The sequence below is a fragment of the Streptomyces sp. WAC07094 genome (assembly GCF_036320405.1).
In the GTDB taxonomy this organism is placed as follows: domain Bacteria; phylum Actinomycetota; class Actinomycetes; order Streptomycetales; family Streptomycetaceae; genus Streptomyces; species Streptomyces lannensis.
Genome location: NZ_JAVMJZ010000001.1, coordinates 2,256,914 through 2,282,074, shown reverse-complemented (window position 1 = coordinate 2,282,074; position 25,161 = coordinate 2,256,914). Strand labels below are relative to the sequence as shown.

Genomic DNA, 25,161 nt, shown 5'->3' with positions numbered 1-25,161 from the left:
GCGCCGAGCGTGCCTCGCAGTCAGTGCGCCCCCGTAGGATGGACGTCATGGCCAAGACCAGTACGACGACCCAGGGGCTGCGGGCGGCGATCGAGCGCAGCGGCTACTACCCGGCTCTCGTTGCCGAGGCGGTGGAAGCGGCCGTGGGCGGCGAGCCCATCCGGTCGTACCTGGTCCATCAGGAGACCACGTTCGACGCGAACGAGGTGCGCCGCCATGTGACCGTGCTGGTGCTCACCGGCAACCGCTTCATCGTCAGCCACACCGACGAACAGGCCGCCGACGACACCTCCCCGACGCCGTACGCGACGACGTCCACGGAATCGGTGAAGCTCGGCCGGATCTCGTCGGTCGTCGTCAGCCGCGTGGTCGCCAATCCGGAGTCGTACGCGCCCGGCACGCTTCCGCGCGAGGTCGTCCTGACGATCGGGTGGGGCGCCGTCTCCCGCATCGACCTGGAACCCGCGGCCTGCGGCGACCCCAACTGCGAGGCGGACCACGGCTACACCGGCAACTCGACCGCCGACGACCTCAGCCTGCGCGTCAGCGAGACCGGCGACGGCCCGGAGACGGTGCGCCAGGCGCTCGCCTTCGCGCAGTCCCTCTCCGAGGCGACCGCGGATCTCGCCGGCTGATGGCTCTGACCACCTGGGACGACCACCCGGAACCGCTCGCCGCCGGCTCCGCGCCGCTCCCCGAGTACGGCACCGGCTCACTGGCCGACCTCCTGCCCACCTTGGCCGCGGGCATGGGGGTCCCGGGTCAGGCCGCCGCCATACCGGAGCTGACCGCCGCCGACCGCAACTGTGTGTTCCTGGTCGACGGTCTCGGGTGGGAGCAACTGCTGGCGCACCCCGACGACGCGCCCTTCCTCACCTCGCTCCTGGCGTCCTCGCGCGGCGGCACCGGCCGGCCGATCACGGCGGGCTACCCGGCGACCACCGCGACCTCGCTCGCCTCGGTCGGAACGGGGCTGCCGCCCGGCGCGCACGGTCTGCCCGGCTACACCGCGCGCAACCCGGACACCGGGGAGCTGATGAACCAGCTCCGCTGGCAGCCCTGGACCTCGCCGCGCCTCTGGCAGCCCTACCCCACCGTCTTCCAGCTGGCCCACGAGGCGGGTGTGCACACCGCCCAGGTCTCCTCCCCGGCCTTCGAGAACACCCCGCTGACCAAGGTCGCGCTCAGCGGCGGAAAGTTCCTCGGGCGGCTGACGGGCGAGGACCGCATGGACCTCGCGGCGGAACAACTCGCGGCGGGCGACCGGGCGTTGGTCTACACGTACTACGCGGAACTCGACGGCGCCGGACACCGCTTCGGCGTCGACTCGGACGCCTGGCGGGGCCAGCTCATGTACGTCGACCGGCTGGTCCAGCGGCTCGCCGAACAGCTGCCGCCGCGCACCGCTCTGTACGTCACCGCCGACCACGGCATGCTCGACATCCCCTTCGACGAGCGGCACCGCATCGACTTCGACGAGGACTGGGAACTGCGCGCCGGAGTCGCCCTGCTGGGCGGTGAGGGCCGTGCCCGCCATGTGTACGCCGTGCCGGGTGCCGAGAACGACGTGGTGACCTGCTGGCGCGAGGTGCTCGGCGAGCAGTTCTGGGTGGCCTCGCGGGACGAGGCGATCGCGGCGGGCTGGTTCGGTCCGCACATCGACGAACGGGTGTACCCGCGCATCGGCGACGTGGTCGCGGCGGCCCATGACGACGTCCTCATCATCGCGTCGGAGCGGGAGCCGAAGGAGTCGGCGATGGTCGGCAACCACGGCTCGATGACGCCCGTGGAACAGCTGGTGCCCTTGCTCCAAGTACGTACCTGAGTCGCGGCGCACGTCCCCGCGCCCGGTACGCTCCCCGAGATCCGCACGTCCTGACCCGAAAGGTCCTCATCCCCTCATGCCCGAGCTGGTGTTCTTCTCCGGAACGATGGACTGCGGGAAGTCGACGCTGGCTCTCCAGATCGAGCACAACCGCTCGGCGCGCGGCCTGCAGGGCATCATCTTCACGCGCGACGACCGGGCGGGCGAGGGAAAGCTCTCCTCGCGGCTCGGTCTGGTCAGGGACGCGGTGGAGGTGGCGGACGGGCAGGACCTGTACGTGTACGTCGTGGACCATCTCTCGCAGGGCGGTCGCGCCGACTATGTGATCGCGGACGAGGCGCAGTTCCTCGCGCCGGTGCAGATCGACCAACTCGCCCGTGTGGTCGACGATCTGGGGCTGGACGTCTACGCCTTCGGCATCACGACCGACTTCCGCAGCAAGCTCTTCCCCGGGTCTCAGCGACTCGTGGAGCTGGCGGACCGGGTCGAGGTCCTCCAGGTGGAGGCCCTGTGCTGGTGCGGCGCCCGGGCCACCCACAACGCCCGTACGGTCGGTGGGGAGATGGTGGTCGAGGGCGCCCAGGTGGTCGTGGGGGATGTGAACCACTCCGCGGACGAGATCGGCTACGAGGTGCTGTGCCGTCGTCACCACCGCCGCCGAATGACGGCCGCCTCCGCCCGTGCGGCGGCGCTGTCCCCGGACGTCCTGCCCGTGGGGTCCACCTGACGCCTCACCGGTTCACCCGGAGGCTCAGCCGAGCGGGCTGACCACGGAGAACGTCGCGCCCTCGGGGTCCGCCACCGTGATCATGCGGCCCAGGGCCGTGTTGCACTGCGCCCGCACGACATGGCCGCCCAGTTCGACGACCCGGTCGGCGGTCTTGTCCGCGTCGCTGACCTGGAAATACGTCATCCAATGCGCCCCCCGGTCCCGGGGCAGATCAAGCCCGACGCCATGGATGCCGGCGACGGGACGGCCCTCGGTGTGGAGGGTGACGTAGTCGAAGTCGGGCGAGACGACCGGTTCCTCGGTATAGCCGAAGACCGTCCGGTAGAACGTGGCGACACTCGCCGTGTCGTAGGTGATCAGCTCGTTCCAGACCGGGGTGCCGGGCACGCCCGTCAGACCCGTGCCGAGGTGGTCGGCCGCCTGCCAGATGCCGAAGACCGCGCCCATCGGGTCGCAGGCGATCGCCAGCCGGCCGGCCTCGGCCGCGTCCAGCGGGCCGACGCCCACGGTCCCCCCGCAGCTGCGCACCTGCTCGGCCATCGCGTCCACGTCGTCCGATCCGAGATACGGGGTCCAGGCGATCGGCAGATGGCGGTCCAGGGGCAGCTGGCCGATACCGGCCACCTCGTAGCCGTTCAGCAGCGCCCGGACGTAGGGCCCCAGCGGTTGGGGTCCGGGCTGGAACTCCCAGCCGAAGAGCGCGTGGTAGAACTCCTGGGTCGCGGTCATACCGTGCACCATCAGACTCACCCAGCACGGCGTGCCGGGTGCGTGCCTCTCGTGTGTCGTGCCGGTCAGGCCCGCCGACCCCCGTGCCTCGGTCATGGTCACTCTCTCCTCGGCCCCTTGTGGCGGCCGTTCGGCCTCCGCCTGCGCGCTGTTGCGCCGCGTACCCGCATCGGCACGATCCGTGCCGATGTCCACACCGCCGGTCGCACCCCGCCCTCCGGCCGCTCGTGTCGCGGCGCCGTACGGTCGGAGGATGCCCGGAGTAAGGTTTCTCGTCCGTTTCGGCGCGATTGACGTGTGTTGACCATCAGCTGTACAGCATGTACCCGCTCCCGTACACCGGGTGAACGGACCTGTCCGGCGGAGCAGGGTAACCGGACCTCGGCGACTCGGCCACCCCGTGCGCGAGGATGGGGGCCATGAAAGCCATCATCTCCGCATCCGAACTCGCGAGCGACTTGGCGGCGTCCCGGCCGCCGACGCTCTTGGACGTCCGTTGGCAGCTGACCGCTGCGGCAGCGGCCGGCGCTCCTCCCTTCGACGGGCGTGCCGCCCACGCGGCGGGGCACATTCCGGGCGCCGTGTTCGTGGACTTGGACGCCGATCTCGCAGGCCCGCCCGGGCCCGCCGGCCGGCATCCGCTGCCCACCCTGGAGCATTTCGGAGCGGCGATGCGGGCCGCGGGCGTGGTCTCGGACGCGCCGGTCGTGGTGTACGACGGCGGTCAGGGATGGGCCGCGGCGCGGGCATGGTGGATGCTGCGCTGGACGGGGCACCCGGACGTCCGCGTGCTCGACGGCGGACTGGCCGCGTGGGAGGGGCCGCTTGCCATCGGCGTCGAGGAGCCCGTCCCCGGCGACTTCCGGCCCGTACCGGGCGGGCTCCCGCTGCTGGACGCCGACGGCGCCGCCGCGGTCGCCCGTACCGGGCTGCTCCTGGACGCCCGGGCCGGCGAACGCTACCGGGGCGAGGTGGAGCCGATCGACCGGGTGGGCGGCCACATCCCCGGCGCCGTGTCGGCGCCGACGACGGAGAACGTGACCGAGGGCGGGCGCTTCCTGCCCGCCGTCGAACTTGCCCGGCGCTTCGAGTCGCTGGGTGTCACGGAGGGCACCGAGGTCGGTGTCTACTGCGGATCGGGTGTCTCCGCCGCACACGAGGTGCTGGCGCTCACGATCGCGGGAATCGGGGCCGCGCTCTATGCGGGGTCGTGGTCGGAGTGGTCGGCGGACGACAGCCGTCCGGTCGCGGTGGGCGCAGACCCCCAGTGAACACGAGGGCGGGGTCCACGCCCTCGCGTGGACCCCGCCGCTCGTCCGACTCTCTGCTACTCCTGCTTCTTGCGCCGTGTTCCGAACACGATCTCGTCCCAGCTCGGGACCGCGGCCCTGCGGCCCGGGCGGACACCGTCCGCCTCCGCCTGCCGGTCCGTCGCGCCGACCAGACGGTCACGGTGGCTGCCGACCGTGCGCGGCATGAGGACGTCCGCGTAGGCCGAACCGGCCGAGGCCGCGGGAGCGGGAGGCTCCTCCGTCGCGGGCTCCTGGGCGGGTTCCTCCTGCGGTTCCGCCGGACGCTCGGGCACCACCAGGTCGCCGCGGAAGCTCGGCACCGCTTCGAGGAGGCTGGTGAGCGAGTCCCGCTCCCCGGTGCTCTCCTCCGCGGGCTCCGAGGACTGCGCCGGAAGCACGGGGCGCTCCGCCTGGCGTTCGAGGGCGCGGTCCATCCGGCCCTCACGCGGCAGCCGCGCGATCCTCGGTACGAAGGGATGACTCGGCTCGGACGCCGCGAGATCGTCGGACTCGCCGATCAGCGAGCGGGCCTCGTCGTCGACGGCCTGGACGAGTCGCCGGGGCGGGTCGTACGTCCAACTGGCGGAGTGCGTCTCGCCCGCCACGCGGTAGACGAGGAGAACCTCCCAGGTGCCGTCGTCGCGGCGCCAGGAGTCCCACTGAACGGTGTCCTTCTGGGCGCCGCGGAGCAGCAGCCGCTCCTGGACCGCCTCGCCGAGTTGGGGACCGGCGTTCTCACCGGGCCGGCGCACGGGCGTCTTGCGGGCCCGCTCGGCCATGAAGGCGCGCTCGGCGAGGACGGGTCCCTCGAAGCGGCGGACGCGGTCGACGGGGATCCCGGCGAGCTGCGCCACCTCTTCGGCGGACGCACCGGCACGTATGCGCGCCTGGATGTCTCGGGGGCGGAGATGGCTCTCCACCTCGATCTCGATCTGGCCGAGGCGGGGACGGTCGCCGCGCACGGCGGCGCGGAGCCGTTCGTCGATCGCAAGCGTGTACTCCGTGCTGTCCGCAGCCTTCAGCACCAGCCGTGTGCCGTCATTGGAGACGGCCACGACACGCAGTTCGGGCATGGGGACCTCCCGGGTGGTGCCTGCCGACGTCACGTGCGTCGCTGCTTCCGCTAGTCGAGTGTGGCCTGCCCGGGTGCAGCCTGCCACAACCTTGCCGAGTTGCCCGGCGTGTCGGGCACGGGCCCTGGAACGCCGTTATGGCACGGTTACCTATTCGCAACGCTAAGTGACCAACTCCGTCACCCTGTGCAACTAGCCCCCTCCAAACGGTCCAGCTAGGCCCTGGACGCCCTGGCGGGAGACCGGACCCAGGGCTCGCAACAGTACTCCATTCGGGCCACGGAAGTGGATCGGCACGCCGCCCAACTTCTGGCAAGGGGTGCGAGTTGGTCGCCCGTTGTGCCGTTTTCGTGCACATCAAACGTGGCGCACCTCACCCAATTGCCAGAATCGGAGCGAATTGTTTCGGACGCGCGTCCCTCATTTCATGCGGTCGGGCGACGGATGCAGGTGCGGATAGGGGCGGAGGAGGGGGTGTGGGCGGAAGGTGAAGGAAGCGGCCGGATATGAGCGGTCCTCAGCCGGCCACCCCATGTCCTGCTACGCCCCGAGCGTGCGGCGCAGGTAGTCGTTCCCGAAACGGCGGTCCGGGTCGAGGCGGTCCCGCAGAGCGGTGAACTCCCCGAAGCGCGGATAGGCCTCCGCCAAGTAGTCCGCGTCCCGGGTGTGCACCTTGCCCCAGTGCGGGCGGCCGCCGTGGGCCGTGAATATCTGCTCGGCGGCGGTGAAGTAGGCCTGATACGACGTACCCCGGAACATGTGTACGGCGATGTACGCGCTGTCCCGTCCGGAAGCGGTGGAGAGCGTGATGTCGTCGGCCGGTGCGGTGCGGACCTCGACCGGGAAGCTCACCCGAAGGGTTGAACGGTCGACCATGGCCTTCAGTTCACGCAGCGTCTCCGCCAGGGCCTCCCTGGGAACGGCGTACTCCATCTCCACGAACCGCACCCGGCGCGGCGAGGTGAAGACCCTGTAGGCGATGTCGGTGTACGTACGGGCCGACAGGGCGCGACTGGAGACGCCGGCGATCGCCGGGACGGCGGCGGGCACGGCACGGCCGACCCAATTGGCCACCTGGAAGACGCCGTTGGAGAGGAACTCGTCCTCGAACCAGCCGCTCAGCTGCCCGACCGGCTTCGGGGGACCGGCGCTTCGGTTGTTGCGCTTGGTGTTGGTGCTGCCCGTGTGCGGGAACCAGTAGAACTCGAAGTGCTCGTTCTCCGTCCACAGTTCGTCGAACTCGGCGAGGACCCTGTCCAGGGGCATCGGCTCCTCGCGGGCGGTGAGCAGGAAGAGCGGCTCCACCGCGAAGGTGATCGCCGTGATGATCCCCAGCGCACCGAGGCCGACGCGCGCGGCCGCGAAGACGTCCGCGTTCTCCTCCTCGGAACAGGTCAGCACCGAGCCGTCCGCGGTGACCAGTTCGAGTCCCCTGATCTGGGCGGCGATGGAGGCCGAGTCGCGACCGGTGCCGTGGGTACCGGTGCTGGTGGCGCCGGAGACGGTCTGCTCCATGATGTCGCCCATGTTCGTGAGGGACAGTCCCTCACGCGCGAGCGCGACGTTGAGCCTCTTGAGCGGGGTGCCCGCCTCGACGGTGACGGTGCCCGCCTCGCGGTCGATCCGGCGGATGCCCGTCAGCAGTTGAGGTCGGATCAGCACGCCGTCGGTCGCCGCGGCCGCCGTGAAGGAGTGCCCGGTGCCGACCGCCTTCACCCTCAGGCCGTCCTCGGCCGCCTTGCACACCGCGGCGGAGAGCTCCTCCACCGAGGCGGGGACGACCTCTCGTACGGGGTGGGCGGTGACGTTCCCCGCCCAGTTACGCCACGTGCCGCTCTTCCCGCTCACTGTGGTGCTCATGGGACCCTCCCCGCTGCGGAGCCGGCCTGCCCAGCCGGCGGTACCCGAGGAAACCGACCGCGACCGCGACGGCCCCGGACAGCGCCGGAACCTCGTACCCGGCCTCCGCGCCGGCGGCATCGATCACCTTGCCGGCCACGGACGAGCCGATCGCGACGCCGACGGCGAGCCCGGTGGACACCCAGGTCATTCCCTCGGTCAAGTGCGCGCGTGGTACGTGCCGCTCGATGAGGGCCATCGTCGTGATCATCGTGGGTGCGATGGACAGGCCCGCAACGAACAGCGCCACGGCCAGAGACGGCAAGTTTCCGACCAGTTGGAGGGGGATCATACTCACGGCCATGGCGCATATGCCCAGTAGCCATCTGCGTTCCGGCGCACCCGTGAAGCGCAGCAGCCCGAAGACCAGGCCGGCGGCGCAGGAACCCGCCGCGTACAGCGCCAGGACGACGCTCGCGGCCGCCTTGTGACCCCGTTCGTCGGCGAAGGCGACGGTGACCACGTCGACCGCGCCGAAGATCGCCCCGGTCGCCGTGAACGTGGCCACGAGAACCTGGAGTCCGGGGGAACGCAGCGCCGTCCCGCCGGTGTTCCGCTCCCCGGGGTGGGTTGCGGGTTCGGTGGAGCGCTGCGCGGTCAGCCAGAAGACGCCGGCTGCCAGGAAGCAGGCGGCGAGCAGGGGGCCGGCCTCCGGGAACCAGCTCGTGGACAGCCCGATCGAGATGATGGGCCCGAAGATGAAGCAGACCTCGTCGACCACCGACTCGAAGGAGTAGGCGGTGTGCAACTGCGGGGTGCCCCCGTAAAGGGCCGCCCAGCGGGCTCTGATCATGGCGCCGAGGCTCGGCACCGCGCCGATGCCGGCGGCGCACACGAACAACGTCCAGTCCGGCCACGTGAAGTGGGCGGCCAGCAGCAGACCGGCCGCGGCCAGCAGCGCGACGAGCGTCGCCGGGCGCAGCACCCGGCGCTGCCCGTGCCGGTCGACCAGGCGCGAGATCTGCGGCCCGATCGCGGCCGCGGACAGGGCGAGGGTGGCGGAGAGGGCGCCCGCGAGCCCGTAGCGCCCGGTGAGCTGCGAGATCATCGTGACCACGCCGATGCCCATCATCGACAGCGGCATCCGGCCCAGGAAGCCGGCGGCGGAGAAGCCCTTGGAGCCTGGGGCGGCGAACAGGGCGCGGTAGGGGCTGGGCACGGGGTCTCCGAAGCGTTCGGTAAGGCGCGAAATACAAGCATGTGCCTTACGACTTAGGCAACCCTAACGTATGCCGGGCGGAGGGCTCGCACCAGTGATCGGGCAGGCTCGGGTGGAGGCCGACGGCACGCGGCCGGGTGGCGGGGGTGTCGTCCGAGGCGGGTGGCAGGATCGTAGACATGCCCGATGCACTGGATGCCAGCCCGTACGACGCCCTCTTGCTCCTCTCGTTCGGAGGCCCGGAGGGGCCGGACGACGTGGTCCCGTTCCTGGAGAACGTGACGAGGGGCCGGGGCATCCCCAGGGAGCGCCTGAAGGAGGTGGGGCAGCACTACTTCCTGTTCGGCGGGGTCAGCCCCATCAACGGCCAGAACCGCGCCCTCCTCGACGCCCTGCGCAAGGACTTCGCCGAGCACGGTCTGGGTCTGCCGGTCTACTGGGGCAACCGCAACTGGGCACCCTATGTGACGGACACCCTGCGCGAGATGGTCGCGGACGGGCACCGCCGCATCCTCGTCCTCGCCACCAGCGCCTACGCCTCCTACTCGGGCTGCCGCCAGTACCGCGAGGACCTCGCGGGCGCGTTGGCCACCCTGGAGGAGGAGGGCCGCCCGCTGCCGAGGATCGACAAGCTGCGGCACTACTTCAACCACCCCGGATTCTTGGAGCCGATGATCGAGGGTGTGCTGAAGTCCCTGGCCGACCTCCCCGAGGACGTCGGGGCCGGCGCGCACATCGCCTTCACCACGCACTCCATCCCGGACTCGGCGGCTGACACCTCGGGCCCCGTCGAGGGGCACGGAGAAGGCGGCGCGTACGTGCGGCAGCACCTGGACGTGGCACGGCTGATCGCGGACGCCGTGCGTGAGCGGACCGGGATCGAGCGTCCCTGGCGGCTCGTCTACCAGTCGCGCTCGGGCGCCCCGCACATCCCGTGGCTGGAGCCGGACATCTGCGACCACCTGGAGGAGCTGCACGGTTCCGGTGCCCCGGCGGTCGTGATGGCGCCCATCGGGTTCGTCTCGGACCACATGGAGGTGCTGTACGACCTCGACACGGAGGCGAAGGCCAAGGCGGAGGAACTGGGGCTGCCGGTGCGCCGCTCGGCCACCGTCGGTGCCGACCCGCGCTTCGCCGCCGCCATTCGTGACCTGATCGTCGAGCGGGCCGCGACCGAGCGCGGGCAGCAGGTGACGCCCTGTGCGCTCGGCGCCCTCGGCCCGAGCCACAACGTCTGTCCGGTGGGGTGCTGCCCCGCCCGTGCCCCGCGTCCCGCCGCCGCGGGCGCCGACAGTCCGTACGCGTGAGGAGCGCCGTGACCGAGCAGCCCCGGTCGTCCGACCGGCTGAAGAACGAACTTCTGGAGATCGCGCTGGAGGCCGCCACCCGGGCGGGCACCTTCCTGCGCGACGCGCGGCCCGAGGACCTCGGCGTGGCCGCCACCAAGTCCAGTGCCATCGACGTGGTCACGGAGATGGACATCGCCGCCGAGAAGCTGATCACCGGGCTGATCTCCGACCGCCGGCCGGACGACGGCCTGCTCGGCGAGGAGGGGGCGAGCGTCGAGGGCAGCAGTGGTGTCGAATGGGTGATCGACCCCATCGACGGCACGGTCAACTATCTGTACGGACTGCCCAGTTGGGCCATCTCCATCGCGGCCCGCATGGACGGGGAGACGCTTGTCGGGGTGGTTCACGCACCCATGCGCGGCGAGATCTTCCGGGCGGTTCTGGGGGAGGGAGCGTTCGTGAACGACCGCCCCGCGCGTGTGCGACCCGCCTCGGAGCTGGGCCTCGCCCTGGTCAGCACCGGCTTCGGGTATCTCGCCGAGCGCAAGGCCCGGCAGGCCGAGGTGGCCCGGCTGCTGATCCCCGAGGTGCGGGACATCCGCCGGGGCGGCTCCGCGGCGATCGACCTGTGCGATGTGGCGGCCGGCCGTCTGGACGCGTACTACGAGCGGGGGCTGAATCCCTGGGACTACGCCGCGGGCGACCTGATCGCCCGTGAGGCGGGCGCACTGACCGGCGGGCGCCCCGGAGAGCCGCTCTCCCCTGCGCTCACGGTCGCGGCGACCCCGGGCCTCTTCGCCCAGCTCCAGGCCAGGCTGGACGAGCTCGGGGCCTGGCACGACTGAGGCCGCGACGCGCCGATCGGGACGGGCTGCGGAAAAACTCCGCGATGCCACCCGATCGGCCGGGGCGGTCTGGGCCGTACGGGGTACGTGGCGCCGGCGCGCCGATCATGGACCGCCCGCGGCGGCAGGGCGGCGACAGGGCGGCCCCGTGCGGCCGAGCTCTTCGGGCCGTTCCAGGCCGAAGGGCTCGGCCGCACGGGGTGAGCCGTGTGCGCCGTCCAGGAGCGGCGGTGCAGCCTTCCAGGGCCCCGGAGAGGGGACGGCCGGGCGTGCCCGCCCCCGCGCAGAACACGGAGCGGGCCCCGGCCTGGATCTGCCCGGGGCCCGCTCCGCGCGAGCTGATCAGACGCGTGTCGCGCCGACTTCCACACCGTGCTCGGCGGCAAGGCGGTGCAGATCGTCGAGCTCCGACTGTTCGACCTCCGCGAGGAAGTCGTCGCCGGTTTCGCGGGCCCGCGTCAGGTCGGACTCGGTAGCCCGTATGCGCTGCAGAAGTCCTGCGGTGAATGCGTCCATGCTGCGCCCCCTCGTCGTGGGTCGTGGGTGGGTGGCACGGGGGTGTGCCCTTCGGAAGGGGCGATCACGTCTTCTGGGTGCCCAGCGCTGCCCTGGCTGGGCGGCGACGGTGCCGGACATCCACGCCCGCTCTACGGGAAGTCGAGCAGCCGACCACATGGTGGTGTGCCACATGCAGAGCGTGATCGCGGGGTGTAAAGCCGTCCTCCCCCCGCTCCCTTCCGTGGAAACCTCAACCCTCCGAGAAAATTTCTCATTCCCGGACCCCTCGGACGGGCTTCCCGCGTTCGCCCGGCCGTCTTACAGCCGGTTTACGGCCGAAAAGGGCAGGATGGAGCCCTCATCCATGACAGACCCGTCCGTGGGCTGCCCGCAGCAGGGCTACGCGGGTGGACACAGGAAGGACAAGCGACGTGCGCGTACTCGTCGTCGAGGACGAGCAACTGCTCGCCGATGCGGTGGCCACCGGACTGCGCCGGGAGGCCATGGCCGTCGACGTCGTGTACGACGGCGCGGCGGCCCTGGAGCGCATCGGCGTGAACGACTACGACGTCGTCGTCCTCGACCGGGACCTGCCGGTCGTGCACGGCGACGACGTGTGCCGCAAGATCGTCGAACTCGGCATGCCGACCCGGGTGCTGATGCTCACCGCCTCGGGTGACGTCAGCGACCGTGTGGAGGGCCTGGAGATCGGCGCCGACGACTACCTGCCGAAGCCGTTCGCGTTCAGCGAGCTCATCGCGCGCGTGCGCGCCCTCGGCAGGCGTACGAGCGTGCCGCTGCCGCCCGTGCTGGAGCGCGCCGGGATCAAGCTCGACCCCAACCGCCGCGAGGTGTTCCGCGACGGCAAGGAGGTCCAGCTGGCGCCCAAGGAGTTCGCGGTCCTCGAGGTGCTGATGCGCAGCGAGGGCGCCGTCGTCTCGGCCGAGCAGCTCCTGGAGAAGGCCTGGGACGAGAACACCGACCCCTTCACCAACGTCGTGCGTGTGACGGTCATGACCCTGCGCCGCAAGCTCGGTGAGCCTGCGGTCATCGTCACCGTGCCCGGCTCGGGATACCGGATCTGATGACTGTGGCCACCACACCCGCGCCGCCCGCGGCGCCGCCCAGGCCCACCTGGGACCCCCGCAGGCCGGAACCCCCGTTCCCCTGGCTGCGCCCGACCATCCGCATAAGGCTCACCCTGCTGTACGGCGGCATGTTCCTGATCGCCGGCATCCTGCTGCTGTCGATCATCTATCTGTTCGCCGCGCACGCACTCAACGTGGGCAGCGATCTGCCGTTCAAGATCCTTTCGGGCCAGGTCGCCAGCGACACCTGCAACTTCCCGTCGTCCCCGACGGCGAACGAGCTCAACAACGCGATGAACGCCTGCGTGAACGAACAGCGCCAGCACGCGCTGGACAATCTGCTCAGCCGCTCGCTGCTGGCCCTGCTCGGCCTCGCCGTGATCGCCTTCGCCTTCGGGTACGCGATGGCGGGCCGTGTCCTGTCGCCGCTCGGCCGGATCACCCGGACCGCCCGTGCGGTGGCCGGCTCCGACCTGTCCCGCCGGATCGAGCTGGACGGCCCGGACGACGAGCTCAAGGAGCTGGCCGACACCTTCGACGACATGCTCGAGCGGCTGCAGCGGGCGTTCACGGCCCAGCAGCGGTTCGTCGGCAACGCCTCGCACGAGCTGCGCACCCCGCTCGCGATCAACCGCACCCTCCTGGAGGTGCATCTGTCCGATCCGGGGGCCCCCGTGGAGCTCCAGCAGCTCGGCAGGACCCTGCTGGCGACCAACGAGCGCAGCGAGCAGCTCGTGGAGGGGCTGCTGCTGCTCGCCCGCAGCGACAACCAGATCGTCGAGCGCAAGCCCGTCGACCTGGCGGAGGTGGCCGCGCAGGCCGTGGACCAGGTGCACGCCGAGGCGGAGGCCAAGGGTGTCGAGCTCCGCGGTGACCGCGCCCCGGCGGTCGTCCAGGGCAACGGGGTCCTGCTGGAGCGGATCGCGCTGAACCTCGTGCAGAACGCGGTCCGTTACAACATCCCCAAGGACGGCTGGGTCGATGTGACGACCCAGCTCCAGCACGGTCAGGCGGTCCTGGTGGTCGCCAACACCGGACCGATGGTCCCGGCCTACGAGATCGACAACCTCTTCGAGCCCTTCACACGGCTGCGTACGGAGCGAACGGGCAGCGACAAGGGTGTGGGCCTCGGCCTGTCCATCGCGAGGTCCGTGGCGCGCGCCCACGGCGGTCACATCACCGCGCAGCCCCGTGAGGGGGGTGGCCTCGTGATGCGCGTCGTCCTGCCCGTCTGAGGGGCGTCGGCCACGCCGTCCCCATGTTCGCTTTGCGCGGAATTTTCAAGCCCAGCATGTGGGCCGACCATGTGTGATCGATCACAACGGGGGCTTTCCGGCCATCTACTCTCCGTGATCCGGCGGAGGCCTATAAAGCCGGAAAATCCGGGTTTTCCCGGGCCTTGATCACGGGAAGTACACGGGGAGATGCCTTTGAAGTGCGGCATGCGGACCGTGTACGGTCCCGTTCGCCATCCAAGCCGATCACTCTTGAGGAGTTCGGTTGGGTGTCGATTGAGTAACAGACCTTGATGTGAGGCAAAATCTCCGCCTCGAGGCGGGCACAAGTCCGGCCTCTCACGCGTTACGTGCGCTGGAGACACCCGCAGACACCCAGAGGGGGAGAGCGAAATGGCAACCGATTACGACACCCCACGCAAGACCGACGACGATGTCGACTCCGACAGCCTTGAGGAGCTGAAGGCCAGGAGGAACGACAAGTCCGCCTCCGCGGTGGACGTCGACGAGTTCGAGGCCGCCGAAGGCCTGGAACTCCCGGGCGCCGACCTCTCGAACGAGGAGCTGGCCGTCCGTGTACTGCCGAAGCAGCAGGACGAGTTCACATGCATGAGCTGCTTCCTGGTCCACCACCGCAGCCAGCTGGCCCGAGAGAAGAACGGTCAGCCGATCTGTCGCGACTGCGACTGAGGCGGGGTCGGCCGTGACTGGCTCGACCCCTCCCCGGAAGCGCCGCTTCCTGCACAGGGGAGCGGACCCGGAGCCTCCTGAAGGCTCCAATGGCGTGCGTGACGACGAGCGGGGCGCTTCCGATCCGGGAGCAGCCTCGCTCGAGCCGGTGAACAGCCCGGCTGTGCCCGAGGTGCCGGCCCGACCCCCGGCACCCGTCGCACGGCGGCGCGCGACGGCCGTCCGGGACGGAATCCGGGAAGGCGTCCGCAAGGGCGGCAGCCAGGCCAAGGCGGGACTGGGGTACCTCGCCGACCGGATCATCGAGATCGGCCCGCGGATCCCCGTACGGGACCTCAGGACGCTCCGCGGGCAGTTCCCCGGCCTCGGGCCCGAGGAACTCGCCGACAAGCTCGTCTCGGGCGCCGCCAGGGCGACGGCCACGGTCGGGGCCGGGATCGGAGCAGCCGCGATGCTGCCCGTACCGCCCGCCATGCCGACCGAGCTGGCCACGGAGATCACCGGCGTTGCGGCGATCGAACTGAAACTGATCGCCGAACTGCACGAGGTGTACGGGGTGCGGCCACCCGGGAACCTCAGCCAGCGCAGTACCTCGTATCTGAGGTCCTGGTCGGGGGAGCGCGGCATCGAGGTGACCAAGCCGTCGACCGTGGACGCCGCCCTCGGCGGGCGGATGAAGCGGGAACTGCGGCAGCAGATCATGAAGCGGATGGTGCGGAACCTGCCGAACCTGATGCCCTTCATGGTGGGTGCCGCGGTGGGCGCCGTCATGAACCGGCGGGACACCAGGCGGCTGGCGGAGCGGATCCGCAAGGATCTGCGCAAGGCACAGGTGCCCTGGGAGGCCCTGCCGGAGTTGCCGCCGCTGGAGAAGCCGAAGCACCCCCTGCAGATCGAGGACTGACGTCCCCTTCCGGCGCGGCCGGCGGACCGGGTCGCGCCGTCGCTACACCTGCGCCCGCGCCGCCGCGATCGCCGCCGCCAGCCTCTCCGGCTCCCTGGACGACAGGTACAGGTACGGCGTCGGGTCCTCGGGGTCCACGACCTCGACCTTCAGGGCCCTCGGAATGTAGGCGCGCAGCAGCATGAAGGCACGTGTGTTCGCCTTGTACGTGCGCCATGCGCGGGCTTCCTCCGCGTCCAGGACCTCCGAGTCGCCGAGCGCCGACAGCGGGATCCTCGCCTCGCCCGCGATCAGCGAGTCGCCCACCACCCGGATACGCACGGAGCCGTACGAGCTCGCCACGACCGCCGAGGCCGCCGTGCCACCGACCAGCCCGCCGAGCAGCGGGAGCGTGCCGAACGGCACCAGGACGAGGGCCAGGGCGAAGCCGACCAGGAGGCACATCAGCCACCAGGACCGGGGCGCGGTGAGGCGTTCTTCGTACGGCGACGCGGAAAGCTGCATGGAATCAAGCTTGGCACGGTGTCGGGAACGCATTCACGCGCGGGTAAGGTCTGCGCCTGTGAGTGGTACTTCCGAAGCTCTGACACCGCCGGCCGACGCCGTGGCGCCCGTACGGCACCCCGACGCCCCCGCCCCCGGGGAGCTGCTCGGCGCGCACTACGACCAGTGCTTCGGATGCGGGGGAGCCCAGCCCCACGGCCTGCACCTCGAGGCGCGGGCCGGTGAGGGCGTCTCCCTCACCGCCGAGTTCACCGTGCGGTCCGCCCACCAGGGTGCGCCCGGACTCGCCCACGGAGGGGTGCTCGCGACCGCCCTCGACGAGACCCTCGGCTCGCTGAACTGGCTGCTGCGCACGATCGCGGTGACCGGCAGGCTGGAGACCGACTTCGTGCGGCCCGTGCCGGTGGGCACCGTGCTGCATCTGGAGGCCGAGGTGACGGCGGTGGCCGGACGGAAGATCTACTCGAGGGCGACCGGTCGGATAGGAGGGCCCGAGGGGCCCGTCGCCGTCCGTGCCGGCGCCGTGTTCGTCGAGGTGAAGGTCGACCATTTCGTCGACAACGGCCGCCCGCAGGAGATCCGGGCGGCCATGGAGGACCCGGACCAGGTCCGGCGCGCGCGAGCCTTCGAGGTGAATCCGTGAGCAGCGAACCCCGTCGCGAACTCGCCGTGCTCATCCGGCGCGTCGACCCCGACGTACCGCTCCCGGCGTATGCGCACCCCGGGGATGCGGGAGCCGATCTGCGCACCACCGAGAGCCGCGAGCTGAAGCCCGGGGAGCGGGCCGTGCTGCCCACGGGCGTGTCTGTGGCGCTCCCGGAGGGGTACGCGGCCTTCGTGCATCCACGGTCCGGTCTCGCCGCCCGCTGCGGTGTCGCCCTGGTGAATGCCCCAGGGACGGTTGATGCCGGGTACCGTGGAGAGATCAAGGTGATCGTGGTGAATCTCGATCCGCGCGAGTCCGTGCGGTTCGAGCGCTTCGACCGGATTGCCCAACTGGTCGTCCAACAGGTGGAGAGGGTCCGTTTCCAGGAGGTCGCGGAGCTTCCCGACTCGGCGCGTGCCGAGGGGGGCTTCGGGTCCACCGGCGGTCATGCCGCCGTGGGCGGCACTACGGGTGGGAATCGATACGCTTCGGTCGTATCCGACCGGGAAGGACAGTGACGTGTTCGGACGTCGCAACAAGAAGGGTGCCGCCGAGGACGCGGCCGGCGAGGCCGAGCAGGTCGTCGACGGTGTCGACACTGAGGCGGACGTAGAGGTCGAGCGTGAGCGCGTGAGGCTCGAGCCGGAGCCCCGGCCCGACGGCCCCTGGGACAGGTCCGAGGTCCGTGAGCCCGGCGAGGGCCGGGTGGACCTGGGCGGGCTGTTCGTGCCCGGGGTCGAGGGCATGGAGCTGCGGGTCGAGGTCGCGGGCGACGCGATCGTCGCCGCGACCGTCGTGCTCAGGGACAGCGCCATCCAGTTGCAGGCCTTCGCCGCGCCCAAGCGCGAGGGCATCTGGGGCGAGGTCCGCGAGGAGATCGCCAGCGGCATCACCCAGCAGGGCGGCATCGTCGACGAGGTCGAGGGTTCGCTGGGCTGGGAGCTGCGGGCGCAGGTACCGGTGCAGCTGCCGGACGGCACGGGTGGATTCCAGGTCGTGCGGTTCGTCGGCGTGGACGGCCCCCGCTGGTTCCTGCGCGGTGTGATCTCCGGCCAGGGTGCCGTTCAGCCGCAGGCGGCGGGGCTGCTCGAGCAGATCTTCCGGGACACCGTCGTGCTTCGTGGTGAAGGCCCGATGGCGCCGCGCGATCCGATCGTCCTCAAGCTGCCCAACGACGCACAGATGGTGCCCGAGGGCGTGCAGACGGAGGAGGCGGGATCCCGCTTCTCCGGTGGTATGGGCCAGTTGCAGCGAGGACCCGAGATCACCGAAGTCCGCTGACCGGCCCGCTGACACAACCGGCAAAGGCCGTGCCCCGACGGGGGCGCGGCCTTTTTGTGTGCCGCGTGCGCGGACCCTTGACGCGCAGTTGGTCTGTACCTATGTTCTCCGGCCATCGCGAGCGTTCAAAGAGGCGCTCATCGTTCACATACGAGAACGGATGGCTGTCGCATGGCTGCTGCACCCCCACGTCGTCGCCGCAGATCACGGGCCTTACTGTTCACCATGCTGGTCGCCGCACTGGTGACCGGACTTCTCCTCCAGCCCCAGGCCCACCGTGCGGAGGCCGCCCCCACGACCTTCGCCCATCCCGGAGTCACCGTCTCCAGGGCCCAGCTGGACTTCGCCCGCAGCAAGGTCGACGCCGGCGCCCAGCCCTGGAAGGGCGCCTTCGACCAGATGATGGCGAGCAAGTACGCGGATCTGAACCGCACCCCCAAACCCCGCGCCACCGTCGAGTGCGGCTCGTACTCGAATCCCAACTACGGCTGCACCGACGAGCGCGAGGACGCGATCGCCGCGTACACCGACGCCCTCGCCTGGTACATCACGCGCGACGACCGCTACGCGAAGAAGTCCATCCAGCTGATGGACGCCTGGTCGGCCGTCATCAAGGAGCACACGAACAGCAACGCGCCCCTGCAGACCGGCTGGGCGGGCTCCTCGTGGCCCAAGGCCGCGGAGATCATCAAGTACACCTACACCGGCAGCTGGGCGAACTCCGGGCGCTTCGCCACCATGCTCCGCGACGTCTACCTGCCGAAGGTGATCGGCGGCTCCAACTCCAACGGGAACTGGGAGCTGTCCATGATGGAGGCCGCGGTCGGCATATCGGTCTTCCTCGAGGACAGGACGTCGTACGACAAGGCGATGGCGAAGTTCCGCACCCGGACGGCGGCGTACGTCTACCTCGCCTCCGACGGCGATCTGCCCAAGACCGTGCCCAGCCAGAACCTCGACACCAGAGACAAGATCGTCAACTACTGGCAGGGGCAGTCGACCTTCGTCACCGGGCTCACCCAGGAGACCTGCCGTGACCTCACGCACACCGGGTACGGCATCTCCGCCATCTCGCACGTGGCCGAGACCAGCCGCATTCAGGGGCAGGACCTGTACGGCACCGACGTCGGCGAGCGGCTGCGGCAGGCACTCGGGTTCCAGTCCAAGTACCAGCTGGGCACGGCCGTACCCGGTTGGCTGTGCGGCGGCTCGCTCACCCTCGGTCTCGGCCCGGTCACCGAGGTGGGGTACAACGCCCTGCACAACCGCCTGGGCATCGCGATGACGAACACCCAGGCGCTGACCGAGCAGAACCGCCCGGCCGGCAGCAACAACCTCTTCGTCGCCTGGGAGACCCTGACGCACGGGGACAACCCCAGCTGACCTGCGTTCGGCGGCCGAGGGCTCGCTGTGCCGGACCCCGGCCGCCGTACCCCGAAACGGGAGCCCCGCGCGGGTGTATCAGGGTTGCGTCAAAGAGGCCCTGCGTGACGCATCATGCCCCTTTTGCCGTAATTATTGGCCGTAAGGTCGACGCAGCGTACGCAGCGTGCGTAGCTGCGACGGGAAGACAATGGGGCCATGGGACGCGGCAAACTTCGGATCTACCTCGGTGCGGCACCGGGCGTGGGCAAGACCTACGCGATGCTCTCCGAGGCACACCGGCGCGTCGAACGCGGCACCGACTGTGTCGTGGCCTTCGTCGAGCACCACGCCCGCCCGCGCACCGAGGTGATGCTGCACGGCCTGGAGCAGATCCCGCGCAAGGAGCTCGTGCACCGCGGCTCGGTCTTCACCGAGATGGACGTGGACGCCGTCCTGCGCCGTGCCCCGGCCGTCGCCCTCGTGGACGAACTCGCCCACACCAATGTGCCCGGTTCCCGCAACGCCAAGCGCTGGCAGGACGTCGAGGAGCTGCTGGCCGCGGGGATCGACGTCGTCTCGACCGTCAACATCCAGCACCTGGAGTCCCTCGGCGACGTCGTCGAGGCCATCACCGGCATACGCCAGCGCGAGACCGTCCCCGACGAGGTGGTGCGCCGCGCCGACCAGATCGAGCTGGTCGACATGTCGCCCCAGGCGCTGCGCAGACGGATGGCGCACGGCAACATCTACAAGTCGGACAAGGTCGACGCGGCCCTGTCCAACTACTTCCGGCCCGGAAACCTGACCGCCCTGCGGGAGCTGGCCCTGCTGTGGGTGGCGGACCGGGTCGACGAGTACCTGACCGCGTACCGCAGCGAACACCGGGTGTCCAAGATCTGGGGCTCGCGCGAGCGCATCGTCGTGGGCCTGACGGGCGGCCCCGAGGGGCGCACGCTGATCCGCCGGGCCGCACGCCTCGCGGAGAAGGGTGCCGGCGGCGAGGTGCTGGCCGTCTACATCTCCCGCACCGACGGGCTCACCTCGGCCTCGCCGAAGGAGCTCGCCGTCCAGCGCACCCTCGTCGAGGACCTGGGCGGCACCTTCCACCACGTGGTGGGCGAGGACATACCCGCGGCGCTGCTGGACTTCGCCCGCGGCGTGAACGCGACCCAGATCGTGCTCGGCTCATCGCGCCGCAAGACCTGGCAGTACATCTTCGGACCCGGCGTCGGTACGACGGTCGCCCGCGAGTCCGGCCCCGACCTGGACGTGCACATCGTCACGCACGAGGAGGTCGCCAAGGGGCGCGGGCTCCCGGTCGCCCGGGGCGCCCGCCTCGGCCGTTCGCGCATCGTGGCGGGCTGGCTGGTCGGCGTGCTCGGCCCGACCATCCTGGCGCTGCTGCTGAACACCGTCGATCTCGGCCTCGCCAACGACATGCTGTTGTTCCTGGCGCTGACCGTGGCCGCGGCCCTGCTCGGCGGGCTCCTTCCGGCCCTGGCCTCCGCGGCCTTCGGCTCCCTGCTGCTGAACTACTACTACACGCCACCGCTGCACCGGCTGACCGTCGCCGACCCGAGGAACATCGTCGCGATCGTGATCTTCGTCGCGGTCGCGGTGTCGGTGGCCTCGGTGGTGGACCTCGCGGCCCGGCGCACTCATCAGGCCGCCCGTCTGCGCGCCGAGTCGGAGATCCTCTCCTTCCTCTCGGGCAGCGTGCTGCGCGGCGAGACCAGCGTGGACGAGCTCCTCGAACGGGTGCGTGAGACGTTCGGCATGGACGCCGCGGCGCTGCTGGAACGGTCGAGCGAGGTCGATCCCTGGACCTGCGCGGGCAGCGTGGGCCCGGGTGCGGCGGCCGAGCGGCCCGAGGACGCCGACGTGGAGGTTCCGATCGGCGACCACATCGCGCTGGCGCTGTCCGGGCGGGTTCTGCCCGCCTCCGACCGCCGGGTGCTGGCCGCCTTCGCCGCGCAGACCGTCGTGGCCCTGGACCGCCGACGCCTGCAGCAGGAGGCCGAGCAGGCCCGGACCCTGGCCGAGGGCAACCGCATCCGCACCGCGCTGCTGGCGGCCGTCAGCCACGATCTGCGCACCCCGCTGGCCGGTATCAAGGCGTCGGTGACCTCCCTGCGCTCCGAGGACGTCGAGTGGTCCGAGGAGGACCGCGCCGAGCTGCTGGCCTCGATCGAGGAGGGGGCCGACCGGCTGGACCACCTGGTGGGCAATCTGCTGGACATGTCGCGTCTGCAGACCGGGACCGTCACCCCGCTGATCCGGGCGGTCGACCTGGACGAGGTGGTGCCCATGGCGCTCGGCGGCGTACCGGAGGACAGCGTGGAGCTGGACATCCCGGAGACGCTGCCGATGGTCGACGTGGACGCCGGGCTGCTGGAGCGCACGGTCGCCAACCTCGTCGAGAACGCCGTGAAGTACAGCCCGCTCACCACGCCGGTGCTGGTGGCTGCGAGTGCCCTCGCCGACCGTGTGGAGGTCCGCATCGTCGACCGCGGCCCGGGAGTGCCGGACGAGGCGAAGGACCGGATCTTCGAGCCCTTCCAGCGCTACGGCGACGCCCCGCGCGGCGCCGGTGTGGGTCTCGGCCTGGCCGTCGCGCGTGGCTTCGCCGAGGCCATGGGTGGCACTTTGAACGCCGAGGACACCCCCGGCGGCGGGCTCACGATGGTCCTCACTCTCCGGGCCGTGGCAAGCTTCCACGGCCCCGCACGACTGGCCGAAGCAGAAAGGCAAACCACATGACCCGGGTGCTCGTGGTCGACGACGAGCCGCAGATCGTGCGCGCCCTCGTGATCAATCTGAAGGCGCGCAAGTACGAGGTCGACGCGGCTCCCGACGGCACGACCGCGCTCCAGCTCGCGGCCGCCCGTCACCCCGACGTCGTCGTCCTGGACCTCGGTCTGCCGGACATGGACGGCGTCGAGGTGATCAAGGGTCTGCGCGGCTGGACCCGGGTACCGATCCTGGTGCTCTCCGCCCGTCACTCGTCGGACGAGAAGGTGGAGGCGCTGGACGCGGGCGCCGACGACTACGTCACCAAGCCCTTCGGCATGGACGAGCTGCTGGCCCGGCTGCGCGCCGCCGTGCGCAGGGCCGAACCGAACGGGGGCGGCGAGGACGACGTGATCGTGGAGACCGAGGGTTTCACCGTCGACCTGGCCGCGAAGAAGGTCAACCGGTCGGGCAAGGACGTACGCCTCACCCCCACGGAGTGGCATCTGCTCGAGGTGCTCGTGCGCAACACGGGCCGTCTGGTCAGCCAGAAGCAGCTCCTGCAGGAAGTGTGGGGGCCCTCGTACGGGACGGAGACGAACTACCTTCGGGTGTACATGGCCCAGCTGCGGCGGAAGCTGGAGCTGGACCCGTCGCATCCGAAGCACTTCATCACGGAGCCCGGGATGGGGTACCGGTTCGAGAAGTGAGCCGGGCGGCGGGCGGTGCCGCGAGTGGGTCGGCCTCGATGCACCCCGGTACGCTTGCGATATGAGTGCTGTTTCTCGCTCCGAAAGGCCGGTCGGCCGCCTCCGGCGCATGCTCGACCGGCTCTCCTCGTCACAGGAGGACCTGGAGTCCGAGGAGCTGCGGGAGGACTCCGAGACCGCAGGCTGTACCCGGATCGGCGACTGCCACGACCGGCAGATCGTCACGGTTACTGGTACCTTGCGCACGGTCACGTTGCGTCCGCGCGCCGGTGTCCCGGCGCTGGAGGCCGAGCTGTTCGACGGTTCGGCCGCCCTGGACGTGGTGTGGCTCGGCAGGCGCTCCATCGTCGGCATCGAACCGGGACGCAAGCTGATCGCGTCGGGCCGGATCTCCATGAGCCGGGGCCGCAGAGTGCTGTTCAATCCGAAGTACGAACTCAGACCTCTCGGACGGGAGTAGCCGGTGACGTCACTCGAGAAGCCGACCGAAGACGCCCAGCAGGATTCGCGGGCGGTGACCGAGGCCGCGCTCTTCGAGGCGTTCGGCGGGGTCCGCGGCATGGTCGAGACCGTGGTGCCCGGCCTGTTCTTCGTCACCATCTTCACGATCAACAAGGACCTGCATCTCTCGGCGCTCGCGGCGCTGGCGGTGTCCCTGGTGCTGGTCGTGGTGCGGCTCGCCATGAGGGACACCGTCAAGCACGCCTTCAGCGGTGTGTTCGGAGTGGCCTTCGGCGTGGTCTTCGCGATGATGACCGGCAACGCCAAGGACTTCTATCTGCCCGGCATGCTCTACACGCTGGGCCTGGCGCTGGCGTACATCATCACCACGCTCGCCGGGGTCCCGCTGATCGGCCTGATCCTCGGTCCGGTGTTCAAGGAGAACCTCTCCTGGCGCACCCGCAACCCGGGCCGCAAGAAGGCGTACGCGAAGGCCAGTTGGGCCTGGGGTCTGATCCTGCTCGCCAAGTGCGCGATCCTCTTCCCGCTCTACTGGTGGGCCGACACCGCGCAGCTCGGCTGGGTGCTGATCGCCCTGAAGATCCCGCCGTTCCTGCTGGCCGTCTGGCTGACCTGGGTCTTCCTGGCGAAGGCGCCCGCGCCCATCGACGTCTTCGCCGAGATGGAGGCCGAGGAGGCCGCCGCCAAGGAGCGTGAGACGGCGGGCAAGCACCGCCGCGAGTCCTAGGGCCGTCGTTCGGATCATGTCGGCGTCGCGGGGCGCGGCAGGCGCATCCCCCGCGTTGTCGTCACAGGACACAACGACGAGGGGCGCCCCGGAAACATCCGGGGCGCCCCTCGTCGTGTGCCACGGCTAGCCGGCGGCGTCCTCCTTGCGCACCGACAGCAGCTCCTCCAGCTGCTCCTCACGGGCCTGGGCCGCCACGAACAGCAGCTCGTCACCCGCTTCCAGGGAGTCCTCCTGGCTCGGGGTCAGCACCCGCGTACCACGGATGATCGTCACCAGGGACGTGTCCTCCGGCCACTGCACATCGCCCACCTGGGTGCCGGCCAGGGCCGACTCCGGGGGCAGGGTCAGTTCGACCAGGTTCGCGTCACCGTGACTGAAGCGGAGCAGCCGGACCAGGTCGCCGACGCTCACCGCCTCCTCGACCAGGGCCGACATCAGACGCGGGGTGGAGACGGCGACGTCCACCCCCCAGGCCTCGTTGAAAAGCCACTCGTTCTTGGGGTTGTTCACCCGGGCGACGACACGCGGAACGCCGTACTCGGTCTTCGCCAGCAGGGACACGACCAGGTTCACCTTGTCGTCGCCCGTCGCGGCGATCACCACGTTGCAGCGCTGGAGCGCCGCCTCGTCCAGGGACGTGATCTCGCAGGCGTCGGCCAGCAGCCACTCCGCCTGGGGGACGCGCTCGACCGAGATCGCGGTCGGCGCCTTGTCGATCAGCAGAACCTCATGCCCGTTCTCCAGCAGCTCGCCCGCGATCGAGCGGCCCACGGCGCCGGCACCGGCAATGGCGACCCTCATCAGTGACCGACCTCTCCTTCAGGCCCCTCGGCGAACGCCGTCTCGACCTTCTCGACGTCGTCCGTCCGCATCATCACGTGCACCAGGTCGCCCTCCTGCAGCACCGTCTGCGAGGTGGGCAGCATCGCCTCGCCGAGCCTGGTGAGGAACGCCACCCGGACGCCCGTCTCCTCCTGCAGTCGGCTGATCTTGTGACCGACCCACTTCGGTGAGGCGTGCACCTCGGCGAGCTGGACGCCCCCGGTGGGGTCGCGCCACAGCGGCTCGGCGCCCGAAGGCAGCAGCCGGCGCAGCATCTGGTCGGCCGTCCAGCGGACCGTGGCGACGGTCGGGATGCCGAGCCGCTGGTAGACCTCGGCACGGCGGGGGTCGTAGATACGGGCCGCGACGTTCTCGATACCGAACATCTCGCGGGCGACGCGGGCCGCGATGATGTTCGAGTTGTCACCGCTGGAGACGGCGGCGAAGGCGCCGGCCTCCTCGATGCCCGCCTCGCGCAGGGTGTCCTGGTCGAAGCCGACTCCGGTGACACGACGGCCGCCGAACCCGGAGCCGAGTCGTCGGAAGGCGGTGGGGTCCTGGTCGATCACAGCGACCGTGTGCCCCTGTTGCTCCAGGGTCTGGGCGAGAGCGGAGCCCACTCTTCCGCAGCCCATGATGACGATGTGCACGACCG

General features: G+C 70.5%; 26 protein-coding genes. 18 read left to right on the top strand and 8 right to left on the bottom strand.

Annotation, left to right across the window (positions count from 1 at the left end; translation table 11 throughout):
• The first annotated feature begins 38 nt into the window (after positions 1 to 38).
• The 3 genes from RCR19_RS09980 (at position 39) to RCR19_RS09970 (ending at position 2,552) form a co-directional block, all read left to right on the top strand.
• Positions 39 to 635: a DUF5998 family protein gene (locus tag RCR19_RS09980; RefSeq protein ID WP_220291985.1), complete on the top strand. Its 597-nt coding sequence runs from the start codon at positions 39 to 41 to the stop codon at positions 633 to 635.
• Complete coding sequence (locus tag RCR19_RS09975) at positions 635 to 1,825, top strand: nucleotide pyrophosphatase/phosphodiesterase family protein (RefSeq protein ID WP_331264818.1); 1,191 nt, start codon at positions 635 to 637, stop codon at positions 1,823 to 1,825. The genes RCR19_RS09980 and RCR19_RS09975 overlap by 1 nt, the downstream gene beginning before the upstream one ends.
• Before the next feature lie 76 nt (positions 1,826 to 1,901).
• Positions 1,902 to 2,552 (top strand): thymidine kinase, encoded by a 651-nt coding sequence (locus tag RCR19_RS09970; RefSeq protein WP_331264817.1) that lies wholly within the window; start codon positions 1,902 to 1,904, stop codon positions 2,550 to 2,552.
• Positions 2,553 to 2,576: 24 nt separating this feature from the next.
• On the opposite strand, the gene RCR19_RS09965 is transcribed toward RCR19_RS09970, so the two are convergent.
• Positions 2,577 to 3,380, bottom strand: coding sequence for a VOC family protein (locus tag RCR19_RS09965; RefSeq protein WP_331264816.1), 804 nt, complete (start codon positions 3,378 to 3,380; stop codon positions 2,577 to 2,579).
• Positions 3,381 to 3,703: 323 nt separating this feature from the next.
• Here RCR19_RS09965 and RCR19_RS09960 point away from each other — a divergent pair, with 323 nt between their 5' ends.
• Entirely contained in the window at positions 3,704 to 4,555 is an 852-nt protein-coding gene (locus RCR19_RS09960) for a sulfurtransferase (RefSeq protein ID WP_331264815.1), read from the top strand.
• A gap of 56 nt (positions 4,556 to 4,611) precedes the next feature.
• Here RCR19_RS09960 and sepH read toward each other — a convergent pair whose 3' ends face one another.
• From sepH to RCR19_RS09945, 3 genes are all read right to left on the bottom strand, one after another.
• On the bottom strand, positions 4,612 to 5,649 hold the full coding sequence (gene sepH, locus RCR19_RS09955) for a septation protein SepH (protein ID WP_331264814.1): 1,038 nt from the start codon (positions 5,647 to 5,649) through the stop codon (positions 4,612 to 4,614).
• A gap of 540 nt (positions 5,650 to 6,189) precedes the next feature.
• On the bottom strand, positions 6,190 to 7,509 hold the full coding sequence (locus RCR19_RS09950) for a D-arabinono-1,4-lactone oxidase (RefSeq protein ID WP_331264813.1): 1,320 nt from the start codon (positions 7,507 to 7,509) through the stop codon (positions 6,190 to 6,192).
• Entirely contained in the window at positions 7,469 to 8,707 is a 1,239-nt protein-coding gene (locus tag RCR19_RS09945) for an MFS transporter (RefSeq protein WP_331264812.1), read from the bottom strand. The genes RCR19_RS09950 and RCR19_RS09945 overlap by 41 nt, the downstream gene beginning before the upstream one ends.
• 179 nt (positions 8,708 to 8,886) lie before the next feature.
• Here RCR19_RS09945 and RCR19_RS09940 point away from each other — a divergent pair, with 179 nt between their 5' ends.
• Both RCR19_RS09940 and RCR19_RS09935 read left to right on the top strand, forming a co-directional pair.
• Entirely contained in the window at positions 8,887 to 10,014 is a 1,128-nt protein-coding gene (locus tag RCR19_RS09940; RefSeq protein WP_331264811.1) for a ferrochelatase, read from the top strand.
• An 8-nt stretch (positions 10,015 to 10,022) separates the two neighbouring features.
• Positions 10,023 to 10,841 carry an inositol monophosphatase family protein gene (locus tag RCR19_RS09935; RefSeq protein WP_331264810.1) on the top strand — a complete coding sequence of 273 codons (819 nt, stop codon included), beginning with the start codon at positions 10,023 to 10,025 and terminating at the stop codon, positions 10,839 to 10,841.
• Positions 10,842 to 11,183: 342 nt separating this feature from the next.
• Here RCR19_RS09935 and RCR19_RS09930 read toward each other — a convergent pair whose 3' ends face one another.
• Positions 11,184 to 11,357, bottom strand: coding sequence for a hypothetical protein (locus RCR19_RS09930; protein WP_181923169.1), 174 nt, complete (start codon positions 11,355 to 11,357; stop codon positions 11,184 to 11,186).
• 413 nt (positions 11,358 to 11,770) lie between these two features.
• Between RCR19_RS09930 and RCR19_RS09925 the strand changes: the two genes are divergently transcribed.
• From RCR19_RS09925 to RCR19_RS09910, 4 genes are all read left to right on the top strand, one after another.
• Positions 11,771 to 12,424, top strand: a complete 654-nt coding sequence (locus RCR19_RS09925) for a response regulator transcription factor (protein WP_059132141.1) — start codon at positions 11,771 to 11,773, stop codon at positions 12,422 to 12,424.
• A gap of 5 nt (positions 12,425 to 12,429) precedes the next feature.
• Positions 12,430 to 13,662, top strand: coding sequence for a HAMP domain-containing sensor histidine kinase (locus RCR19_RS09920; protein ID WP_331269398.1), 1,233 nt, complete (start codon positions 12,430 to 12,432; stop codon positions 13,660 to 13,662).
• A gap of 393 nt (positions 13,663 to 14,055) precedes the next feature.
• A complete protein-coding gene (locus RCR19_RS09915) occupies positions 14,056 to 14,352 on the top strand; it encodes a DUF4193 domain-containing protein (RefSeq protein ID WP_003993510.1) in 297 nt (98 codons plus the stop codon).
• Between the two features lie 13 nt (positions 14,353 to 14,365).
• Positions 14,366 to 15,256, top strand: a complete 891-nt coding sequence (locus RCR19_RS09910) for a hypothetical protein (RefSeq protein ID WP_331264809.1) — start codon at positions 14,366 to 14,368, stop codon at positions 15,254 to 15,256.
• Positions 15,257 to 15,298: 42 nt separating this feature from the next.
• Here RCR19_RS09910 and RCR19_RS09905 read toward each other — a convergent pair whose 3' ends face one another.
• Positions 15,299 to 15,760 (bottom strand): DUF3093 domain-containing protein, encoded by a 462-nt coding sequence (locus RCR19_RS09905; RefSeq protein WP_331264808.1) that lies wholly within the window; start codon positions 15,758 to 15,760, stop codon positions 15,299 to 15,301.
• A gap of 58 nt (positions 15,761 to 15,818) precedes the next feature.
• Between RCR19_RS09905 and RCR19_RS09900 the strand changes: the two genes are divergently transcribed.
• The 8 genes from RCR19_RS09900 to RCR19_RS09865 all read left to right on the top strand — a co-directional run bounded on the left by RCR19_RS09900 (position 15,819) and on the right by RCR19_RS09865 (position 23,681).
• Positions 15,819 to 16,403 carry a hotdog domain-containing protein gene (locus RCR19_RS09900; RefSeq protein WP_331264807.1) on the top strand — a complete coding sequence of 195 codons (585 nt, stop codon included), beginning with the start codon at positions 15,819 to 15,821 and terminating at the stop codon, positions 16,401 to 16,403.
• Positions 16,400 to 16,924, top strand: a complete 525-nt coding sequence (dut, locus tag RCR19_RS09895) for a dUTP diphosphatase (protein WP_059132144.1) — start codon at positions 16,400 to 16,402, stop codon at positions 16,922 to 16,924. The genes RCR19_RS09900 and dut overlap by 4 nt, the downstream gene beginning before the upstream one ends.
• A gap of 1 nt (position 16,925) precedes the next feature.
• Positions 16,926 to 17,687, top strand: a complete 762-nt coding sequence (locus RCR19_RS09890) for a DUF3710 domain-containing protein (protein WP_059132145.1) — start codon at positions 16,926 to 16,928, stop codon at positions 17,685 to 17,687.
• Between the two features lie 171 nt (positions 17,688 to 17,858).
• The gene (locus RCR19_RS09885) at positions 17,859 to 19,070 is read left to right on the top strand and encodes an alginate lyase family protein (protein ID WP_331264806.1); all 1,212 of its coding nucleotides are present in this window, start codon (positions 17,859 to 17,861) and stop codon (positions 19,068 to 19,070) included.
• Between the two features lie 198 nt (positions 19,071 to 19,268).
• A complete protein-coding gene (locus RCR19_RS09880; protein ID WP_331264805.1) occupies positions 19,269 to 21,812 on the top strand; it encodes an ATP-binding protein in 2,544 nt (847 codons plus the stop codon).
• On the top strand, positions 21,809 to 22,492 hold the full coding sequence (locus tag RCR19_RS09875; RefSeq protein ID WP_331264804.1) for a response regulator: 684 nt from the start codon (positions 21,809 to 21,811) through the stop codon (positions 22,490 to 22,492). Before RCR19_RS09880 ends, RCR19_RS09875 begins: the two co-directional genes overlap by 4 nt.
• A 61-nt stretch (positions 22,493 to 22,553) precedes the next feature.
• Positions 22,554 to 22,952 (top strand): OB-fold nucleic acid binding domain-containing protein, encoded by a 399-nt coding sequence (locus RCR19_RS09870; protein WP_079050807.1) that lies wholly within the window; start codon positions 22,554 to 22,556, stop codon positions 22,950 to 22,952.
• Positions 22,953 to 22,955: 3 nt separating this feature from the next.
• Positions 22,956 to 23,681, top strand: coding sequence for a DUF3159 domain-containing protein (locus tag RCR19_RS09865; RefSeq protein ID WP_331264803.1), 726 nt, complete (start codon positions 22,956 to 22,958; stop codon positions 23,679 to 23,681).
• A 126-nt stretch (positions 23,682 to 23,807) separates the two neighbouring features.
• Here RCR19_RS09865 and RCR19_RS09860 read toward each other — a convergent pair whose 3' ends face one another.
• The gene (locus RCR19_RS09860) at positions 23,808 to 24,485 is read right to left on the bottom strand and encodes a TrkA family potassium uptake protein (protein WP_059132151.1); all 678 of its coding nucleotides are present in this window, start codon (positions 24,483 to 24,485) and stop codon (positions 23,808 to 23,810) included.
• The gene (locus tag RCR19_RS09855; RefSeq protein WP_331269397.1) at positions 24,485 to 25,156 is read right to left on the bottom strand and encodes a TrkA family potassium uptake protein; all 672 of its coding nucleotides are present in this window, start codon (positions 25,154 to 25,156) and stop codon (positions 24,485 to 24,487) included. The genes RCR19_RS09860 and RCR19_RS09855 overlap by 1 nt, the downstream gene beginning before the upstream one ends.
• Between the last annotated feature and the right edge of the window lie 5 nt (positions 25,157 to 25,161).

Coding starts and splice junctions, on each gene's coding strand:
- RCR19_RS09960 (WP_331264815.1), top strand. CDS start 3,704: ATGAAAGCCATCATCTCCGCATCCGAACTCGCGAGCGACTTGGCGGCG.
- RCR19_RS09940 (WP_331264811.1), top strand. CDS start 8,887: ATGCCCGATGCACTGGATGCCAGCCCGTACGACGCCCTCTTGCTCCTC.
- RCR19_RS09975 (WP_331264818.1), top strand. CDS start 635: ATGGCTCTGACCACCTGGGACGACCACCCGGAACCGCTCGCCGCCGGC.
- RCR19_RS09860 (WP_059132151.1), bottom strand. CDS start 24,485: ATGAGGGTCGCCATTGCCGGTGCCGGCGCCGTGGGCCGCTCGATCGCG.
- sepH (WP_331264814.1), bottom strand. CDS start 5,649: ATGCCCGAACTGCGTGTCGTGGCCGTCTCCAATGACGGCACACGGCTG.
- RCR19_RS09950 (WP_331264813.1), bottom strand. CDS start 7,509: ATGAGCACCACAGTGAGCGGGAAGAGCGGCACGTGGCGTAACTGGGCG.
- RCR19_RS09980 (WP_220291985.1), top strand. CDS start 39: ATGGACGTCATGGCCAAGACCAGTACGACGACCCAGGGGCTGCGGGCG.
- RCR19_RS09875 (WP_331264804.1), top strand. CDS start 21,809: ATGACCCGGGTGCTCGTGGTCGACGACGAGCCGCAGATCGTGCGCGCC.
- RCR19_RS09870 (WP_079050807.1), top strand. CDS start 22,554: ATGAGTGCTGTTTCTCGCTCCGAAAGGCCGGTCGGCCGCCTCCGGCGC.
- RCR19_RS09965 (WP_331264816.1), bottom strand. CDS start 3,380: ATGACCGAGGCACGGGGGTCGGCGGGCCTGACCGGCACGACACACGAG.
- RCR19_RS09930 (WP_181923169.1), bottom strand. CDS start 11,357: ATGGACGCATTCACCGCAGGACTTCTGCAGCGCATACGGGCTACCGAG.
- RCR19_RS09915 (WP_003993510.1), top strand. CDS start 14,056: ATGGCAACCGATTACGACACCCCACGCAAGACCGACGACGATGTCGAC.
- RCR19_RS09970 (WP_331264817.1), top strand. CDS start 1,902: ATGCCCGAGCTGGTGTTCTTCTCCGGAACGATGGACTGCGGGAAGTCG.
- RCR19_RS09885 (WP_331264806.1), top strand. CDS start 17,859: ATGGCTGCTGCACCCCCACGTCGTCGCCGCAGATCACGGGCCTTACTG.
- RCR19_RS09880 (WP_331264805.1), top strand. CDS start 19,269: ATGGGACGCGGCAAACTTCGGATCTACCTCGGTGCGGCACCGGGCGTG.
- RCR19_RS09905 (WP_331264808.1), bottom strand. CDS start 15,760: ATGCAGCTTTCCGCGTCGCCGTACGAAGAACGCCTCACCGCGCCCCGG.